Source organism: Oceanirhabdus sp. W0125-5, assembly GCF_027938815.1.
GTDB lineage: Bacteria > Bacillota > Clostridia > Clostridiales > Clostridiaceae > Oceanirhabdus.
Genome location: NZ_CP115913.1, coordinates 5,435,304 through 5,454,510, shown reverse-complemented (window position 1 = coordinate 5,454,510; position 19,207 = coordinate 5,435,304). Strand labels below are relative to the sequence as shown.

Below are 19,207 nucleotides of genomic sequence, written 5' to 3'. Positions count from 1 at the left end.
AATCGTAACCTAACTGTAACGTAACCTGTAAAATTTCAATATATAATATACACATAATTTATTTTCTAGGAGGAAGTAATATGAAATCAATATTAAAGAAAGTTGCGTTAGCATCTTTAGTTTCAATGACTTTATTAACTTTTGCATCGTGCGGAAGTAATTCAAATAATCAAAATAAAGAAGCAGTAAATAATAAAACAAATCAAGAGCAAAAAGAAGAAAAGAATGAAACTTGGAGCAAGGAATTAGCAAAATTCATCAATGATGTTGAAGGGACTGTATTTAAATATTCTGGATTTGCAGAGTTTAGAAAAGATACAACTGTTAGTGAAGTAAATGAATCATCTGAGGAGAAAACTATTACATTTAAGAATGAATATATGGATATGAGTGAAGGAGAATCAGGCAAATCCAAAGAAGATCTTCTATCAGAAACAAAATATACAATCAAAGAAGATTCAATAATTGAGCAGGTTTATGAAGATACAAAGAGTCCTTCAATTATAACAGAATCAATTATTCTTAAAGGTGAACTTAAAAAAGATTCTAGCTGGGAGCAAGAGGTTGTTATAAATGGGAAAAAGCATCAAGCAGTAACGAGTATAAAAGAGATAAACACTGACGAGAGTGGAAGAACTATTGTTATTACTGAGACAGCTGTTGAAGGTGTAGAAGGATATGGAAGTGAGACATACTTAGAAAAAAGAGTATACACAGAGGGAATCGGATTAACTGAGTTTTCATGTAACTATCTGCTTTCAGAAGGTTCAACAATGGAATTCGGATATAGAATTTTTGAAAATGGAAATAGATAAACAAAATAGGGGACGGTTCATTAATTTATTAAAATAATTAATGAACCGTCCCCAGCTTGTACTTTTTATAAGTTAATGAAATTAAAACTACCAACAAAGAATATAAAGCTTAGTACTAATTCAAAAGCACCGATATATTTAATGGTTTTAATTGAGGAATGGCTAAGTTCAATTTTTTCAAAAATCCATCCGAATATTATATCAAATTTAAATTTAGGGCTCTTAAATCCAATGAATCCTAAAATTAAAAAAAACGTACACCCAAAAAGCATATCTAAATTCATAACAAAGACTACCTCCTATTATTCATATATTAAATAAATATAAAGTGAATCGGTCAGTAAATCTCATGATGTATTTAAATACAATTATAACTTATTATGCAAAATATGTAAATAAAAGTTAGACGAAGAAAGGTACATCGTATGGGGGACGGTTCATTAATTTATAAAATAAATTAATGAACCGTCCCTTAGCTTTGTTTACTTTTTAAATATTAAATAAGCATAAAAAGATGTTTCTTTCGCACAATGGGTACCTCCTAAATAAGATGAATTTAATACAATATTATTAAGAATAAAAAAATAAAAAATAATTAGAAAATTTTATACAATATATCTTTATATGAAATTATAAACTTGTTATACTATTTATGTAAATAATAACTTATAATGTGGATTGAGTTACTAGAAAATGTAATAAGAATATAATGAGAATTTTACTGGAGGAGAGATATGAAATATTTATTTTGGAACTTGAGTGAAGTTGAATACAAAGGGTGGAAAGATATATTAAGTTTTGGTTTGAGAAAGAGTAATACCTTTAGAGTTGGACATGTTATGAAAGAAAAAAAAGTATCTGAAGGAGTTAAATTGTATGCTATTGACTCATCAAATACCCCAGAAGATAAGGAGGTAGTTTGGAACTATATATTTAAATATGCTTTAGAGAATTCTTCTGAATTTGTTTTTCAATATGAATTAAATGAAAAATCAGAATGGCTAAAAAAAGATTTGATGAAAATAGAAGGGGTTAGTATTAGTAATCCTATAGATAGAGACAAACATAAGATTGTAATGTGTTATGGAAATATAAATCATCAAGTTGAAAATTTAATAAAGAAAATAGTTCAAAAGGATTTGTTATCTTTTGATCAATTCGCTTGGCAGGTAGAAGTGATAGATGAAAAATTAGATAGAGATCTATTCGTGAAAGGAAATTTTAGGAGTTGTTACAATGGTAGAGGGTATGTGGCTTCAGAATTAACAGAAGAGGAGATAGACAAATTTAATCAATTAGGATATGTGATTAATGAGATTGCTGAATATAAGCATAGATTCACTTTAAGTGGAAAAATAGATGAAGAGTATATAAAAATGATTGAAGAAGAGGCAGAGTATGTATTTGATGAACAAGTAGCTGACCTTATGGGAATAAAGACTTACTTAGGGGAGCGACAAATACTTTTTACAGATCTTAAGCATAGGTTTATTATATGTTTATCTGAAGATGAAATGAGAGAAATTCACAACTTAAATATTGATACATCAAGATGGAAACTAATATGTGAAAAAGATGAATACATTGCACCTAATGATCATTTATCAGTACTGGATAGAATAAATCTTTCTTTTCGTAATGTAAACTTAGAAAGTGAAAAAATATCTGAAGCTGTAAATAAATTTTTTGCAAAACTTAAAGAAAGCTAAATAAGTAAGACAAGCAGGGGACGGTTCATGAATTTATTAAAAGAATTCATGAACCGTCCCCTGCGTATACCCTTGTTTGTACCTTTTTACAAAAAGCGAAAATAAGTTCCCAAAATAATTTTAAAATAATATTTTTCATGATAAAATGTACATAGGTAGTTATTGTATTTATTGAATAATTTTTAAGTTTATGAAATAATATAACAAGTAAATTTTACTTGTATATTAATTTTATTTATTTTTAGTATAAGTTGTATGGAGTTATAGATAAGGATAAGGGATAAAATCGTAAAGAATTATTTACATAGGTTAAACAAAGAGAGGAGAAACAGAAATGATATTAGAAGAAAAAGGTTATGATAAGCTATTGAGAGTGTATGAAGAACTAGGTTTTGATGAGAAACAAATGGAGATGATTGAAGGGTTCCTTGAATGCAAAGTAGATAGAGAGGTATTAAAGGCACAGATAAAAAATGATTTTACTAATCATCAAATATCTATCTTATATAGTAGAAGTGATTCAATTGCTGAAATATATCATGAGAATAAGGAACTTGCTTACAAGCATATGTTTATTATTTACTGCGTATTAAAAGATGAGTTTCATACTTTATGGTCTGTTGCTCGTTTATGTAGAAAGTGTGAAGATGGTTTCACACTATATTCTGAAATTGGAGTTCCTTTTGAAGGATATATTATAAATAAAGCAAAGAGCTTTGCACAGGGGAATAATGAATATTATAGCAATGAAGATAATGAGTTTGGATACATATATAAGAATCATCATGGAGAATTTATGAAAGCATTGCTGGCTGCTAAAGATATAGATATTAAAGCTATGTTGACTATGATTATGCTTGCGGAAGACAAAAATGGAATCTCAGGTAATATGTTAGATGGAATGTATAATAAAAATATATTAGAGTTTTTACTTATGGCAATAAGAGAAGGTGTTTCTCCTAATGGTACAGAGAAGGATGTAGAGGATGCAATGGACTATATTGAAGGGAAAACTGATATTTTTCCTAAGAAGATACAGTTTACATATTTAAGAGATAAGCATGAAAGCTTAGTTTCTTTATGTTACATTTTAAGAGATTTAGAAATGTGTGATAGAACTTTTGAGCTATTGTTAAATTCTATCAGTGATGATGTTTTTTCAAGACTAGTGTATTATTTAGATTCGAGATCATATTATAGAAGCAGATATGATGAAAATATAACCAATGAATTATATAAATTTAGTTTGGGCAGTAATTTAAGAAAGAAAGAATTTATGAAATGGATAGCTAAACAGTCTATGGAAAGTTACAGATCACTGGATAGTAAGGACATAGAAAAATATTATAAGCTTCAAAAGGATATATATGAAGAAGCTACAGCAGAAGCTGAGGATTCATATAAGATAGTTATGGTAAATGAACTAATAAAAGATGGAAAAGGAGCAGAATATAAAGATTATATTGAAGCATATGTTGAAAACCAATTAAAAGAATTTATGAGCAGTGAAAGCTTTGAACAGAAGGATATCGATGCTTTCAATGATTACATAGAAGGAAAGATAGAGATTGAAAAGATTAAACTTCCAAAGGGCTTCAGAAATAAATATTTATATTCTAATAAGAAAAACTTATGTTATTCAGTTGGTATCTTGAGAAAGCTTGTATCAGAAGATAGGGTAAACAGAATTATAAAATATTTAATTTTCTTAGGAATTCATAATACTCATTTTGTATATACACTGGTTGAAAAACTTTCACAACAGGATGATAAATCATACATAAATAAGTTTGTTAATATATGTAGGGATAGTAATGTTGATGAAGTGTATATAAATGCATTGCTTATGACTATCTTAGGTGATCAGGATAGTAGAGCTATTATATGCAAGAAAATAAATCGTGAAATAAATTCTACAACTAAAGAGGAAATTAAAATTATATGTGAGTCATTTAAATATTGTCAAGTTTTAGGGAAAGAGGCTTTACTAGAGTTTACAGGAATAATAATAACTGAGAAAAGTGATGAAATTGTCAAGGAAGCCTATGAAAAGATGCTAAAAGCTTCTATGGAAGAAAGTGCAAAAGGAGTAAAGGAACAGGTTATATTATCTCTAAAGAAATATGGTAAAGGAAAACAAATTGCAATTGATATGCTGAAAAGCAAAAAAGCTTCTGCAAGAGAAGTGGCAGTTGATATGCTTTCAACTATGCTTGATGATGAAATTAGAGAAAATTTCGCTTCAATGGTAGAAGGTGAGAAGAGTTCAAAAGTAAAGAATAAAATATATGAAGCCATAGGTGGAGCAGAAGATGATGGACAAACAGAAGACTCTAATGATGGAGAGTTATCTATAGATAACTATTGTGAAAAATATATAAATAAAAATAAGAAAACAAAGGTAAAATGGATTGATAGAGCGGACATGCCTAAGATGAGATATTCAGATAGTGAAGAAGAGATAAGTGAGGTTGTGTTTAAACATTTATTTATAACATATAGCGATACAGATGGAATAACATTAAATCCAGAAGGTGAAAATATTGCTTCATATATAAATAGAGAAGACCTTGAAAATGCTGCTTACTCACTTCTTAATATTTGGTTGAATAATGGAGCTGATGCAAAGAAAAAGTGGGTATTAATATTTGCTGCTATATATGGAGATAGAAGAACAATCAATATACTTCAGAAAAATATTAAAGAGTGGCCTGAGGTTTCAAGAGGAACAATGGCAACATATGCTGTAAAGGCACTTGGACTTAATGGAAGTGATGAAGCTTTACTATTCATTGATGGATTGAGCAGAAAATTCAAGTTTAAACAGGTTAAGAAAGCGGCTGCTGAGGCCTTAGAGATTGCTGCAAAAGAGTTGAATATTCATCCAGAAGAGCTTTCTGATAGACTTATACCAACTTTAGGATTTGATGAGAGTGGAGAGCAAGTATTTGATTATGGAACTAGAAAGTTTACCGTAATTTTATCAAATGAACTTACTCTTGAGGTTCATAATGAGGATGGAAAGAAGCTTAACAATTTACCTGCTGTAGGTAAAAAAGATGATCCAGAAATGGCAAATAAGGCAAGAGAAGAGTTTAAGGTATTGAAAAAGCAGCTTAAAAATGTTGTTCAAATTCAAAGAGATAGATTGGAACTCGCTTTATCTATTAATAGAAAATGGACAGCTGAAAAATGGAATAAGCTTTTTGTGGATAATAATATTATGCATAAGTTTGCTACTGGACTTATATGGGGAGTATATGATGGAGAAGAGTTAAAAGATAGCTTTAGATATATGGAAGATGGAACTTTTAACACATATGACGAGGAAGAATTCCTTATGGAGGAATATAAAGAAATGCTTGGTGACATTCCATTTATAGGCTTGGTACATCCTATAGAATTAGAAGAAGATGTACTTGAACAATGGAAAGAACAACTTGAAGATTATGAAGTTGAACAACCATTACCTCAGCTTCATAGAGAAATATTTAAAGTAACAGAGGAAGAAATTCAGAGAATGACAATAGAAAGATTTGCTGGATTAAATATGAATGGAATATCTCTTCTTGGGAAATTATCAAAATACCAATGGGAAAAAGGAAGCATTCAAGATGCTGGTGGATATTATGAGTTCTGTAAAGAGATTGGAGATATTGGAGTAGAGCTTAATATGAGTGGACTATGGGTTGGAATGAGTGCATATGATGGAGAAGAAGCAATGATATTTGAGTATGCATTTTATAAAGCTGGACAAGTTAGAAGAGGAAGCTATGTCTATGATAAGGTAAGTAAAGATACTGTTATAAATCCAAAGGATGTTCCAGCAAGAATTTTCAGTGAGATAGCATATGATCTAAGCAAGGTAACTGAGAAATGTGTTGAGAGAGATGAGAACTGGAAGAAACATGATATGTATAGTGGTGTGAAATTATCTTAGGAAACTTTAGATAGAGGGTTATAGAGAAACATTATGACATAAAACATAACTGAACAGTTGAAAATGGAAAGTGGAAAACGATGGAGGTTTTGCTCCGCAAAACTATATATTATTGTTCTATAGAGCAATAGGTGTTTACTCATTTTATCTTTAGATAAAATATTGTAATTTAGAATACAAGGTTTCATTTAGATGAAACGAGTAAACTATTCTTGTCCGAAGAACAATATGATTAAAATTTCTCGAAGAGAAATATCCTACGTTTTCAACTTTCAATTTTCCACTTTCAACTTGCGTTTCTAAAGCACAATAGTTTCTTATTATTCAATAACATTTAAAACAAAATCATATTAGGAGTGAAAAAATGAACCAGAAAATATTAAGACCTCCTGCAGAGGAACTATATAAAAAAGAATTAGAGGCATTAGACAGTTTTTATAATGAGGCAAAGCCAGCAAATTGGAGGTTGTCTCCAAGAGCAGTTAGAGATTTTATAATTGGTAGAGATGAACCAATAGAGTTCAATGGTGAGAAGATAGAGATAAAGAAAAAGTTTTATGGTGATGATGCACTTATTGAAAGATGTATTGTTACTTTGGCAGGTAATAGAGGGCTGATGTTAGTTGGTGAGCCAGGTACTGCAAAGAGTATGCTTAGTGAACTTCTAAGTGCAGCGATATCTGGAGATAGCAGTAATACTATTCAAGGAACAGCAGGTACTACAGAGGATATGGTTAAATATTCATGGAACTATGCCATGCTATTATCTGATGGACCAAGCAGAAATTCATTAATACCATCACCATTGATGAAAGGTATGGAAATTGGTTCCCTTGCAAGGGTTGAGGAGATAACTAGATGTCCTTCTGAGATACAGGATAGTTTAATAAGTATGATGAGTGATAAAGTACTTAACATTCCTGAACTTGGGAGTGAAGGGGTTATATATGCAAAACCAGGATTTAATGTTATTGCAACAGCTAATATTAGGGACAAAGGGGTAAACGATATGAGTAGTGCCCTTAAGAGAAGATTTAACTTTGAAACAGTTTTCCCTGTAAGCAACATATCACTTGAGATGGAGATAATAGAGAAGGAAGCACAAAAGTATTTTAAAGATAACAATATTGACATGAATGTGGATAAGAATGCAGCTGAAATATTAGCAGTTACATTCCATGAGCTTAGAGAAGGCATATCATCTGAGGGTGCAAGAATAGAAAAGATGGATGCTGTGATGAGTACTGCAGAAGCTGTATCAGTATATATCCAGACTGCTCTTGGATCATATTACTATGATGATGGAAAGATAACAATGGACAGGGTTGTTCAGAATGTTATGGGTGCAGTTGTAAAAGAGAATAGAGAAGATGTTGGAAAACTAAAAAATTACTTTTCATCGGTTATCAAGGATAGAAGCAAGAAAGAGGGGGGAGCATGGAACGAGTATTACAATGCCAAGAGCTGGATAAAATAGAGGGACTAAAAAATCTTATACATGAAGCATATGATCTTAGTAAGGAATTAGTGTTTTTTCCAGTTAGGCATCATAGTCCTGTTTGCACATATCATCTTAAGCAGACCATTGAGAAGTATAAACCAGATGCTATACTGATTGAAGGGCCAAGCAATGCTAATAATCTTATTGATGGATTAACACATGAAGATAGCAAACCTCCTTTGAGTATATATTATACATATACAGATTCTAAAAAATTACTTGATGATGAAAAAGGAAAGTATATGTGCTATTATCCAATGTTGAAACATTCACCAGAATATTTCGCCCTTAAACATGGACAAGAAAAAGGAATTCATGTTGAATTTATAGACCTTCCTTATGAAGAAATTCTTTTAGCCTCAAAGGAAGGAAAAGGTATAAGGGAGAAAATGAAGAAACAGGAATACTCTGATGATAAATATCTTCAAAGAGGGGAATTCTTGAAACAGTTATGTAAACATGGGAATACAAAAGATTTTCATGAGTTCTGGGAGAAATACTTTGAATTAAAAGGTTTGGATTTATCAAGCGATGTATTTATTGAAGATATGTTGACCTATTGCTATATGACAAGAGTTGGAGATGATGAGTCTCGTCTTGAAGAGGAAGGATGTATATCAAGAGAAAGATATATGACACAAAGAATAAAAGAGGCGAGAAAAAAATACAGTAGAATCCTTGTTGTTACAGGGGGATTTCATACCTATGGAATTATAAAACTCCTTAATGATAACCAAGAGAATAAGGTTAAGAAGATGAGCAAAGTGAAAGAAGATGACAGTAATGCCTATTTAATTCCTTACTCCTATAAACACAGCGATGCTTTGAGTGGATATGCAAGTGGAATGCCGTACACTGCGTTTTATAGCAAAGCATGGGATATAATTCAGAAGCAAGATAAGGCTTTTAGTCTTATGAGTAAAGAGTGTAATGAAAATTGTGATATACATGTGGAAAAATCAAAAATTGTATATGAAGAGTGTGTAAAATATTTCATTGCAAAGTGCAGTAGAACATTAAGAAAAGAAGGAGAAGGAACATCTACTGATGATGCAATTCAAGCTCTCATTATGGCTAAGGGACTAGCTTCTTTAAGAGATAAGAAAAGTTGCGGCGTGAATGAGATATGTGAAGGCGTAAGAAGTTCATTTATTAAAGGGGAATATAGTGAGTTAAACAATAAACCGCTAGAAATACTAACAAAATGCATGGTTGGTGATAAAGTAGGAGTAGTTACTTCAACCATAGATATTCCCCCTATTGTGAAAGATTTCAAAGACTTGTGCAAGAAGTATAAATTGAAAATCAACACAATGGAAAAGGGAGAAAAAATCTTAGATATTTATAAGAAAGCACTTCATAAGCGTATAAGTGAGTTCTTCCATATGATGACATATATTGATTGTGGATTCAGCATGATGACTAAAGGTGCTGACAGAGTAAGTGGAAAAGATATAAATCTTAAGAGGGAAACGTGGACATATATCTGGACTCCAGAAGTGGAAAGACGTTTAATTGAGCTATCAGTATACGGAGGAAGTATAAAAGAAGCTGCAAAAGAGATGCTTCTTTTAGAGATAGAAAAGGTAAAAGGCCACAGCGGAAGGTCAGCTTTAGCACTTATAAGAGCAATGATTATGGGGCTTATAGAAAATGTTCATGATATAGTAAATCAAGTATTTCAAAGCATAGATGATGATGGTGAATTTTTATCATTGGTTGAGTGTGCGAACTATATGTATTTCCTATTGAAGGATGAACCAGAAGAAGAAATTCAAAAGGCACTTGAGAGATTACAGATAAGATCATATGAGAAAGCTGTATTGATGATGGATGGAATAAAGGATATATCTAAATTTGATGAAATGATGTATATCGAAGGGATTAAGAAGTTGAATCTAATCTGCAGTGAAAGTATATGTGATGAAGAACTGTTTATCGATAAGTTAATGAATGTACTCCATGAGAGGGATATTCAACCTGTATTAGAAGGAGCCATGATTGGTGTATTATATGGTTGGAATTGTATTGAGCAGAAGGAAATAATGAATAAGATCGGTTCATATATAAAGGGATCAGGAGAAGAAAGAAGAAAGTGTGCTTCTTTCCTAAAAGGACTATTTTCAACAGGTAGAGATATAGTACTTATGGACAAATATATGATAGAGATGCTTAATGACTATGTTGTAGGACTAGATAGCCATGAGTTTATGGAAATTTTGCCTGAGCTTAGATATGCATTCAGTTCATTTATGCCAAGAGAAATTGATTCTATTGGAAAGATAGTAGGAGATATATATAATAAAAGTTCTCATGATATATTATTTACTAAAGCTGTAGGGGAAGAGCAGATGATTGTTGCAAAGGAAATTGATAAGAAGGCTAAAGAAATGTTAAGGGAATGGAGTATTTTAGATGAATAGAGAGGCTTTAAATAGATGGAGATTAATATTAGGGCGTTTCTCTGAAAATAATCTTCCCATCGGCGATGATAGAAATATGATAGAGATTGATGAGACAATGGAATTCTTATATGGAAGAGAATATAGTGAAGAGAATGGAGTAAGAGGGGGAGATGGTAGAAGCATACTAAATGTCCCTAAATGGATAACAAAGGTAAGAGAATTGTTTCCTGTAGAAGTTGTTGAGATTCTTGAAAACCATGCTCTTGAAAAATATAATATGAAGGAGCTGCTTACAGATAAGGAAGTTCTGGAGAAACTTGAACCTAACAAGGATCTGCTGAAATCTATTTTACAGATGAAGGATTTAATGAGCAATGATGTACTTGATGCAGCAAAGAAAATAGTAAAAAAGGTTGCAATGGAGATACAGAAGGAGTTAGAGACAGATATAAAAGAAAGTATAGTTGGTAAGCTGGATAAAAGCAATCAGGGATACCTGAAGAATAAAAATAATATTGATATAAAAAGAACTATTATGAAGAATCTTAAAAACTACAATAAGGATCTGGAAAAGATAATAGTTGAGAAGGTTATATACAATAGCAGAGTTAAGAGTTATAACAAGTGGAATATTGTGATTGCAGTTGATGAGAGTGGAAGTATGTTGAACTCTGTAATACATAGTGCTGTTATGGCAGGGATATTCTCTAGTCTTCCAATGTTAAAGACAAAACTGATTATATTTGATACTGAGATTGTTGATTTAAGTGAATATATTGATGATCCAGTAAGAACTATGATGAGTGTACAGTTAGGTGGAGGAACTCATATTTTCAAAGCATTAGGATATTGTAATCAACTTATAGAAGAACCACATAAGGCAATTGTAGTTCTAATAAGTGATTTATACGAAAACGGTTCTGTCACAGCGATGTATAGGGAAGCTCAAAAGATAATAGATACAGGGGCTAAGTTAATGGTATTAACTTCCCTCGATGATACTTGTACTGGAATTTATGATAAACAGGCTGCGCAGAAACTTAGAAATATGGGAGCAGATGTTGCAGCATTAACTCCGGAGGGATTATCTAAATGGATAGCAGAAATAATAAGTTAGAAGAGATAAAACAATTTCTAGAATTGTGCAGTGAAGAATACATCATTAACTTTGCTAATAAAGGATTGTACAAGAGAGCAAACAAGGAGATAGATAAAGGAATCACAATGGAATATAACATTATGGATAACTATGTTCATTGCAAATTAAGTGATGGCAGCGAATGTGACATTGGGGATTCTTATGAAGATATAAAATGCAGTTGCCCATCAAAAACAACATGTAAGCATATGATAATAGCTATTATTCTTCTTAAGAAGGAATTATTAAGTGAAGACGGACAAGGTGTAGGAAATGAAAAAATAGATGAGAGTGGACAAGCTGGCGAGTGTACAGAATCATGCAAGGATGAGCAAGTTAGTACGAGTGAAGAAGCATGGGATAGTGGACAAGATATAAAGAGTCAAGAAGTGCGCACGAGTGGACAAACCAACGATAGCAAGAGTGAACAAGCATCAAGTAAAGAGAAATTTAAATGGATAGAAGAACTTGATCTTCTTAAGTTGCTCAATAATATTAAGGTAACAGAAGTAGAAGAGATACTATTCCGTATGAATTTTGGAATGAAATATGGTATAAATAAGAGCAGTTCAATCAAGGTAGAACTATACAATGGGATTGAAGTAATATTACCTGGTAATGGAACTATGAAGAATATCCTATGTTCATGTAAAGATAGGGAGATATGTTCTCATAAAGTTGAAGCAATAATAGCATATATGCTAGATAATAAACACATAGAACTTAATGAAATGAAGAAGAGTCTATGTGTTTATATAGGGGGAAATGATCAGTGGAACGTTTCACTAGAGAAACTTTTCACTACAAAGAAATTAATAAATAAAATTAGTAAAACAGGATTATCTAGAATGCCTGTAAGTATATTGGAAGATATAGAACTTGAAGCAATTTATTGTGGAAATGCAGAACTTCCTAGATTAGAAAAGATGTTAAGAGGGCTGAAATCAATGATTGAGGGATATTTTAAAAAGCACTCATCCTTTTCAACAAAGGGATATCTTAAACATCTTACTAGAATATTTTTAATCATCTCATCAATAGAGAAGAGCAAAGATTATAATATACTTTCTAATACTATAGGAGAGAAAAAGACAAAATATATTCCTATTGGTGAGCTGCAACTCAATGGAATTGGAGCAGAAACTTGGAATTCGCTTTCAGGATATGAAGGGTTAACATACTATTTCTATAATGAAGAAAAAGGCAAACTTTTCTCCTTTAATGATATTATGCCAACATACTATGGTAATCAAAAACAAAGAAAGTTATCATCAATTTATATATCACAAGGGAAATGGAATATACAAGCATCCATGAAGGACATATGCAGAGGTGAGTTGATTCTTGAAAACTGTAAGGTAAATAGAAATAACAGGATATCCTCATCAAAGGAAATCAATGGTGAGATTATAAGAAAGAGTCCAATTTGCACTTTAGATTTCAAGGGAATATTGTATAAAGAATGGAGAAAGATTAGAGAGGACAAGGAGAAAAACTTCATATTTTCTATAATTGACAGAGATGAACTGGATAATATATTGCTGATAGAGCCGCAGGAATACGGAGAAGCAGAGTTTGATCAGGTCAATCAAAGGTTAACCATTGAAATGTATGATAAATACGGAGATATAATGAGTATACTTGTACCTTTCACCAAAGAAAATGAATTTTTAATAAGAGCTCTTGAACGAGCAGTGAAGAAAAATAAGCTTGGGTGTAGAGTACTAGGAAGAGTATATAAATTAGAAGGAGAATATTTTATACACCCAATAACTTTTCATTATAAAAATGGAGAGCTTGAGAATATTCATATAGATTAAGGATGTGAGAATTTATGGTGAAGGATATACTGAGCGAACTAAATAGTTTCCTTATTGGACTTGCAATATACGGACTTAATACAGTAAGAGAAACAGATAAAAAAGAGCTTGAGAAGTTAATTCAAAAGGTTGAAATGATTGGAATGGACAACCTTAAGAGTGAACTTGAAGATTTTAAAGTGCTTATGAACAAAAGTATACATTCTATAGAGGATGTTAGTGAGCAGCTAGTTGAAAAATACTATGTTATATGTGGTTATGGATTTATAGGGGAATCAGTTTAGTATGAGCAGAACAAGTAAGGTCAAGCAGGGGACGGTTCATGAATTTATTACATAATACTAGGGGGAATAGTAAATGGAAATAATGGAACCAAGTTTAATAAGTGTAGTATATGCATTGTTTGTGCCTTTAGGGATATTTATATTATGTAATTTAGAATCTGTAGCTGAGTATTGGTATGAAAAATCATTAAAGCATATAGAAAAATATCCTAGTCCATTTTATGCTAAACCTACATCTATTAAATGGAATAAGTTTATATTTAGATTGATAGGTATAACTTTAATATTTATGGGTTCAGTTGCAATTTTATTTGCAACATTGTACTTTTTAGTTTTATTACAGAGGAAAGTCAATTAAGTACAAGCAGGGGACGGTTCATGAATTTATTAAAAGAATTCATGAACCGTCCCCTGCTTGTACTTACTAATTTTAAATTGTTACTTTATGTGCTAAATCACATTTATGAACTACTTCTTCAGAACCATCATTTTTTAGTAGTATTAAATATTTTCCGTTAGAGTATATGATAGTTCCATCACTATCTAGATTGAAATCTATAACACCTTTTTTTATTGATCTAATCTCACCATTTTTGTTTAACTTCATTAATTCCCATGATTGAGGAGCGATACCTGGATATTTCATACCTTTTGATTTATTTGCTTTTAATGATTTTTCAGCATTAATCAAATTGCCGTTTATGAATATTGTCTTTTCATCAACATTTCTTATTTTAGCAGGATTATTTCCTTTAGAAGTAAATGACTCTCCAGTATACTTCATTGTGAAAAAATTTAAAAAATGATAGACACCTTTTAATAGCTTATAAGGAATAAGTAAAAAATCTATTATTGAAGTATTATTTTTTTGTAAGTCATAAGGTTTTTTTAAGAAATAAATATTATCTTCATCATCAATTTTGGGTAAAAAACAATCACAATTAGGAACAGATATTATTTCCTCTAACGTTCCAGTCTTAATATCCAACTTGTTTATAACTTTTGGGGCATAGTTAACTACTATGTTATCGTTATTACGAGCAATTCCAGTTGAGTCATAATATATAGCATTCTTATTTATTTTTCCCCACACAGGATTATCATCTAAAGTATCTCCTTCTGTAATAATTTGATAGTCAGAAGTTTCTTTATTTAAGATAGCAATGTTATGTTCTATACAATTATTTTGTACTGAAACTACAACCTTATTTAGTTCAGCATTATAATCAATATTATAAAAGTGTGTATCAGTTCCATGCATTATATAACTTTCTTTACCTGTACAATCATTTATATCTTTTATTAAAATACCACAAGATTGTTCTATAGATGCGGTATAGATTATTTTATTACCATCATCAATAAAAGTAATACCATTTATCATAGATCCATTATGATTATCCTCAATATTTTCTACAGAAGGGTGATAGTCGCCTCTAAACATTGCACCTTGACCAGTATGTTTCCATTCATTTTTTTTTCTGATTTCTTCTCTTTTTTCTTTGTAATTTTTTATATATAAACTATCAAATATTTCACATGAATTGTTATTAATTAATCCAATGTTATTTTTAAGGGCAAAAACAATTTTTTTATTCATATGTTATCTTCCTTTCTAAATTAACAATAATTATAAATATTGGTATTTACAAAACACTAACTATAATTGTAATAAATTTGAAAGTTTATTACAATGATTAATGTATAATTAAATAGGATAAATAGGTAAATTAGGGGACGGTTCATTAATTTATTAAAAAAATTAATGAACCGTCCCTAGCTTGTTTTCATTTTGTCAAAAAATAATCTAAATGATGATAACTTTTCCAAAATAACGTCGTATTAAATAGTGAAAAAGGAAATAAGCGCTGATATATAAGAGATTGATCCTAGGATAAAGATTTAGTAAATAAAAATTTCATAGTCATACAATAGAAAATTATACGAGGTGAAAATAATGAATAGAAAAAGAATATTATCATTAGTTATGGCAGCAACATTATTAGTAAGTGGAGCAAGTACTGCATTTGCACAAGAGAATGGTAAGAAAGAGAATGTTAAAGTTATGCATACACAAAATCTTAAAATTAATTTATTAGGTAAAGAGAATAGTGAAAAAAAGGTTGATTTTGAAGTTGTAGATCAAAAGGATATTAAAGATGAAAAAATGAATAAATGGATAGCAAGCAACATAGATAAGGAAGGGGTATCTTTATATACGGAAGATAAAGACTATAATTATGTTATGGTTGCTAATGGAATGGCTAGTGGAAGTGGCCATGAGATGGTAGTAACAGATATGTACACTAAAGGAAATACTCTTTATGTTGAATATCATCATAATCAACCACATGGGGATGTAATGACAATGAATATTGCTTATCCATTTACTATCGTTAAAATCAGCAAAGATATGAAAATTAATCATGTTAAAGGGGAAAATCAATCTGTTGATTTAACTATTATAAAGAATGAAAATATTAAGGATGAAGGAATCAAAGCTTGGATAAGCAAGAACATACAAGAAAAAGGTGTATATTTATACCAAGAAGATAAAGAGTATGATTATGTTATGATTGCTAATGGAAGATCAGGTGGTAGTCAGCACAGCATGATCTTTAATGGAATACATGCTGATGGTGATACTCTTTATGTAAACTATAATCATTTTCAGACAGAGCGAGGAAAATTAACAAGAAACCTTGATTATCCATTTGCAATTGCTAGAATAAGCAAAGACTCAAAAATTAAACAGGTTAAAGTAGATCAAAAAGAAGAACAGAAAAAATTAGTTGAAATTGAAGGAACAATTATTAAAGTTGATAATAGCGAAAAAAATCCAGAACTAGCTGGAGAGAGCAGATTCTTTACTATTAAGACTAAAGAAGGAAAATCTATAGATGTATTCTGCAGTATATTAGATGCTAAGATAAAAGGATATGAAAATATCAAGGTGGGTAATATTATAGATTTTAAAGGAGAAAAATCACAGTATGGTGATTACTACGTAGTAGTTGAAGGAACTGTAAAAAAAGTTCAAGATTCTGATAAGAAGATTGATAAAACAACTACACTTGGTGAAATTGAAGAAATGATAAAATCAGCTAAATCAGCAGATGAAAGATTGAAAGTTATAAAAGTAGTAATTGAATTTTTGAATGGATTATTCAGATAGTTAAATAGGTATTAAAGAGTAAATTAATGATATCTAAACAGGGAGGGTTGATAGATTAATGTATCAACTCTCTTTTAAGGCTTAATATATGAAAAAAATTACATATTGTACTTTATTTATAAAATGAAGAATGATAGTATAATTTATAGTTAAGTGAGTAAGAGTGAGAATAAAAGGGGTGAGTTAGATGAAGTCTAAACGGACAAAGCAGTATAGTTATAAAAAATGGGTGATTACCGTTTGTTTTGTACTTACTGTAGCAGTCATATCTATATCACTACTAAAGATGAATGTTACTAAAAATGAGATTTTAGGGATAGGATTGAATAATAATACTGGCAGAATTACTGATAGCAATAAGTATTCCAAAGACAAGAATAACAATACTAATGATGATCAAATATCTAAAAATAAGGTAGTAGATAATGAAAAATCACAAGGCGAGGATGTTGAATCAGAGGTATGCAGTGAAAAAGTTTTAAAGAAAGATAGTTTTAAGGAATTATCAAAGCAAGAAGCTTACTCATTATCAGACTACGGAATGCTTTTACCTAATAACATACTTAAGGGATACTCTTTTAGATCAGCATCCTTAAATAATATTAATACTCCTCATGAGGTATTATGTGTTGGATATCAGTCTGGATATTCCTATATTGATATGAGAGTGAGAGTATTTAGAGATGATTATCAAAATAGAATGGTAAAAGTAAGTGAGAGAGAAAAATATGATATCACTAAGTATCCAATTCCTCATGCATCTACAATTCCTGACGAATTATATTACACTATGAATTATCCAATCTTCCAGTGGGATGAGTTGACTGAAGAAGTTCTCTTGCTTAGAAAAGTCTCATACTCTGAACAAGGGGAAGATGGGGGAGTTAAAGAATTTATGGACTTTACAATTCAATGTGGGGAGTTTCTTATTGAATACAACATAAAAGGAAATTCACTTGATTGTGTATATGATATGATTACTTCATCTGACTACTATGAAATAAATAAACATATGAAATATAAAAATAGCAAGGGTTGATAGCGTAAGCTATCAACCCTCCTTTATTATAAATAAAAAAATTAAGTAAAGCTTATATTGGCAATAAAACATGTTATAATTTCCAAGAGGTGTTCAAGAATAATTTCTATCAAAAATAGTGATAAACTTGGAGGAAATATGATTAAAATACTTAATCAAGACTATGAAAAGAAGATACTGGATTATGTAACTGATGAGAAAGAATATAACCTATTTATAATAAGTAACATTGAAAATCAAGGTTTTGAAGAAGAATATCTAACATATTACGGAGATATAGATGAGGAAGATAATATTAAAGGAATAATGGTTAAGTTTTTTAATATTTATACTATCTATACTAAGAGTGAGTGTTGGGATATTGAAGGTTTTGTAGATGTTCTTAATAATAGTGAATTAGGTATGATAACTGGGAAAGAAAGATTCATTCAAGAGCTAAGTAAAGCAGGATTGCAAATTCAGGAATATGAGGGGCATTATTTTGCTACTATGAGGAAAAAGAAAACTCAAGAACTAAATGGTAAAATCAACAGTGAGTTGGACAAACTTGAGAAGATAACATGTGATATGATTGAAGAGGTGGTTCAGCTTAGAGAATCAATACCTGAATTTATGCAAGGTAGTGGTAATTTCGGTAAGATATTAAGAAAAGGAATATCTAATAGGACAGCAAGAGCCTACTGTATAAGAGAAAATGGAAAGATGGTTGCATTTGCTCAAACATCAGCAGAGAATTCTCAATCGGCTATGATAACAAGTGTAATGACCCACCTTGATTATCGTAAAAAAGGATACGCTTCATTATGTGTAGAAAAGTTATGTGATGAATTAATCCAAGAAGATAGAAGGTTATGTCTTTATTATGTTAATCAAAATGCAGGTAAAATATATAGAAAAATTGGATTTAAAGAGATTGGAAAATGGGGAATAGGAAGATTCAGAGGGAATAATAAATTCAGCAAGGAGTAATAGTTATGAAGAGAAATAGATTAGTATACTTAGTTCTTATAATATTAGTTATTATTTTAGGACTAGCCTCTAGGAAATTAGGTTATATGCTGCCAGAATTCATAAGTAAGTATTCAGGAGATACTTTATGGGCTCTAATGGTGTTTTTAATAATGGGATTTATATTTAAAGATAAAGGAATCTTGAGTATTGCCTGTTATGCTATTATTTTTTCAGTGTCCATAGAGATATCACAGCTATATCATGGAGAATTTATAGATTCTATAAGAGGAACAAGAATAGGAGGCCTAGTATTAGGATACGGATTTTTATGGAGTGATATTACTTGTTATATTACTGGAATAGTGATTGGGGTATGTGGTGAATATTATATTTATAAAAATAAAACAGCAGGTATATAAATACTTGCTGT

The 19,207-nt window shown here is 30.5% G+C and carries 15 protein-coding genes; 13 read left to right on the top strand and 2 right to left on the bottom strand.

What is annotated here, in order from left to right:
* Nucleotides 1-80 precede the first annotated feature (80 nt).
* A complete protein-coding gene (locus tag OW730_RS25350) occupies nucleotides 81-815 on the top strand; it encodes a hypothetical protein (RefSeq protein WP_271226840.1) in 735 nt (244 codons plus the stop codon).
* Between the two features lie 65 nt (nucleotides 816-880).
* On the opposite strand, the gene OW730_RS25345 is transcribed toward OW730_RS25350, so the two are convergent.
* Nucleotides 881-1,099 carry a hypothetical protein gene (locus OW730_RS25345; RefSeq protein ID WP_271226839.1) on the bottom strand — a complete coding sequence of 73 codons (219 nt, stop codon included), beginning with the start codon at nucleotides 1,097-1,099 and terminating at the stop codon, nucleotides 881-883.
* 450 nt (nucleotides 1,100-1,549) lie between these two features.
* On the opposite strand from OW730_RS25345, the gene OW730_RS25340 reads away from it, so the two are divergent.
* From OW730_RS25340 to OW730_RS25305, 8 genes are all read left to right on the top strand, one after another.
* Nucleotides 1,550-2,524: a hypothetical protein gene (locus tag OW730_RS25340; protein WP_271226838.1), complete on the top strand. Its 975-nt coding sequence runs from the start codon at nucleotides 1,550-1,552 to the stop codon at nucleotides 2,522-2,524.
* A gap of 334 nt (nucleotides 2,525-2,858) precedes the next feature.
* Nucleotides 2,859-6,464: a DUF4132 domain-containing protein gene (locus OW730_RS25335; RefSeq protein WP_271226837.1), complete on the top strand. Its 3,606-nt coding sequence runs from the start codon at nucleotides 2,859-2,861 to the stop codon at nucleotides 6,462-6,464.
* 364 nt (nucleotides 6,465-6,828) lie between these two features.
* On the top strand, nucleotides 6,829-7,941 hold the full coding sequence (locus OW730_RS25330; RefSeq protein WP_271226836.1) for an ATP-binding protein: 1,113 nt from the start codon (nucleotides 6,829-6,831) through the stop codon (nucleotides 7,939-7,941).
* Nucleotides 7,902-10,388 (top strand): DUF5682 family protein, encoded by a 2,487-nt coding sequence (locus OW730_RS25325; protein ID WP_271226835.1) that lies wholly within the window; start codon nucleotides 7,902-7,904, stop codon nucleotides 10,386-10,388. The genes OW730_RS25330 and OW730_RS25325 overlap by 40 nt, the downstream gene beginning before the upstream one ends.
* Nucleotides 10,381-11,487: a VWA domain-containing protein gene (locus tag OW730_RS25320; RefSeq protein WP_271226834.1), complete on the top strand. Its 1,107-nt coding sequence runs from the start codon at nucleotides 10,381-10,383 to the stop codon at nucleotides 11,485-11,487. Before OW730_RS25325 ends, OW730_RS25320 begins: the two co-directional genes overlap by 8 nt.
* A complete protein-coding gene (locus OW730_RS25315) occupies nucleotides 11,463-13,328 on the top strand; it encodes a hypothetical protein (protein ID WP_271226833.1) in 1,866 nt (621 codons plus the stop codon). Before OW730_RS25320 ends, OW730_RS25315 begins: the two co-directional genes overlap by 25 nt.
* 14 nt (nucleotides 13,329-13,342) lie before the next feature.
* On the top strand, nucleotides 13,343-13,612 hold the full coding sequence (locus tag OW730_RS25310; RefSeq protein ID WP_271226832.1) for a hypothetical protein: 270 nt from the start codon (nucleotides 13,343-13,345) through the stop codon (nucleotides 13,610-13,612).
* A 73-nt stretch (nucleotides 13,613-13,685) separates the two neighbouring features.
* On the top strand, nucleotides 13,686-13,970 hold the full coding sequence (locus OW730_RS25305; RefSeq protein ID WP_271226831.1) for a hypothetical protein: 285 nt from the start codon (nucleotides 13,686-13,688) through the stop codon (nucleotides 13,968-13,970).
* A gap of 72 nt (nucleotides 13,971-14,042) precedes the next feature.
* Here OW730_RS25305 and OW730_RS25300 read toward each other — a convergent pair whose 3' ends face one another.
* Nucleotides 14,043-15,212, bottom strand: a complete 1,170-nt coding sequence (locus OW730_RS25300; protein ID WP_271226830.1) for a hypothetical protein — start codon at nucleotides 15,210-15,212, stop codon at nucleotides 14,043-14,045.
* 357 nt (nucleotides 15,213-15,569) lie between these two features.
* On the opposite strand from OW730_RS25300, the gene OW730_RS25295 reads away from it, so the two are divergent.
* The 4 genes from OW730_RS25295 (at nucleotide 15,570) to OW730_RS25280 (ending at nucleotide 19,196) form a co-directional block, all read left to right on the top strand.
* A complete protein-coding gene (locus OW730_RS25295; protein ID WP_271226829.1) occupies nucleotides 15,570-16,787 on the top strand; it encodes a protease complex subunit PrcB family protein in 1,218 nt (405 codons plus the stop codon).
* 187 nt (nucleotides 16,788-16,974) lie between these two features.
* The gene (locus OW730_RS25290; RefSeq protein WP_271226828.1) at nucleotides 16,975-17,826 is read left to right on the top strand and encodes a hypothetical protein; all 852 of its coding nucleotides are present in this window, start codon (nucleotides 16,975-16,977) and stop codon (nucleotides 17,824-17,826) included.
* A 138-nt stretch (nucleotides 17,827-17,964) separates the two neighbouring features.
* Complete coding sequence (locus tag OW730_RS25285) at nucleotides 17,965-18,795, top strand: GNAT family N-acetyltransferase (protein WP_271226827.1); 831 nt, start codon at nucleotides 17,965-17,967, stop codon at nucleotides 18,793-18,795.
* 5 nt (nucleotides 18,796-18,800) lie between these two features.
* Entirely contained in the window at nucleotides 18,801-19,196 is a 396-nt protein-coding gene (locus tag OW730_RS25280) for a ribosomal maturation YjgA family protein (protein WP_442945390.1), read from the top strand.
* Nucleotides 19,197-19,207: the final 11 nt, after the last annotated feature.

Bases quoted from the DNA above. Each gene is read 5' to 3' on its own strand.
- OW730_RS25315 (WP_271226833.1), top strand. From the start codon at position 11,463: ATGGATAGCAGAAATAATAAGTTAGAAGAGATAAAACAATTTCTAGAA.
- OW730_RS25345 (WP_271226839.1), bottom strand. From the start codon at position 1,099: ATGAATTTAGATATGCTTTTTGGGTGTACGTTTTTTTTAATTTTAGGA.
- OW730_RS25300 (WP_271226830.1), bottom strand. From the start codon at position 15,212: ATGAATAAAAAAATTGTTTTTGCCCTTAAAAATAACATTGGATTAATT.
- OW730_RS25295 (WP_271226829.1), top strand. From the start codon at position 15,570: ATGAATAGAAAAAGAATATTATCATTAGTTATGGCAGCAACATTATTA.
- OW730_RS25305 (WP_271226831.1), top strand. From the start codon at position 13,686: ATGGAAATAATGGAACCAAGTTTAATAAGTGTAGTATATGCATTGTTT.
- OW730_RS25285 (WP_271226827.1), top strand. From the start codon at position 17,965: ATGATTAAAATACTTAATCAAGACTATGAAAAGAAGATACTGGATTAT.
- OW730_RS25310 (WP_271226832.1), top strand. From the start codon at position 13,343: ATGGTGAAGGATATACTGAGCGAACTAAATAGTTTCCTTATTGGACTT.
- OW730_RS25290 (WP_271226828.1), top strand. From the start codon at position 16,975: ATGAAGTCTAAACGGACAAAGCAGTATAGTTATAAAAAATGGGTGATT.
- OW730_RS25280 (WP_442945390.1), top strand. From the start codon at position 18,801: ATGAAGAGAAATAGATTAGTATACTTAGTTCTTATAATATTAGTTATT.
- OW730_RS25350 (WP_271226840.1), top strand. From the start codon at position 81: ATGAAATCAATATTAAAGAAAGTTGCGTTAGCATCTTTAGTTTCAATG.
- OW730_RS25335 (WP_271226837.1), top strand. From the start codon at position 2,859: ATGATATTAGAAGAAAAAGGTTATGATAAGCTATTGAGAGTGTATGAA.
- OW730_RS25330 (WP_271226836.1), top strand. From the start codon at position 6,829: ATGAACCAGAAAATATTAAGACCTCCTGCAGAGGAACTATATAAAAAA.
- OW730_RS25320 (WP_271226834.1), top strand. From the start codon at position 10,381: ATGAATAGAGAGGCTTTAAATAGATGGAGATTAATATTAGGGCGTTTC.
- OW730_RS25340 (WP_271226838.1), top strand. From the start codon at position 1,550: ATGAAATATTTATTTTGGAACTTGAGTGAAGTTGAATACAAAGGGTGG.
- OW730_RS25325 (WP_271226835.1), top strand. From the start codon at position 7,902: ATGGAACGAGTATTACAATGCCAAGAGCTGGATAAAATAGAGGGACTA.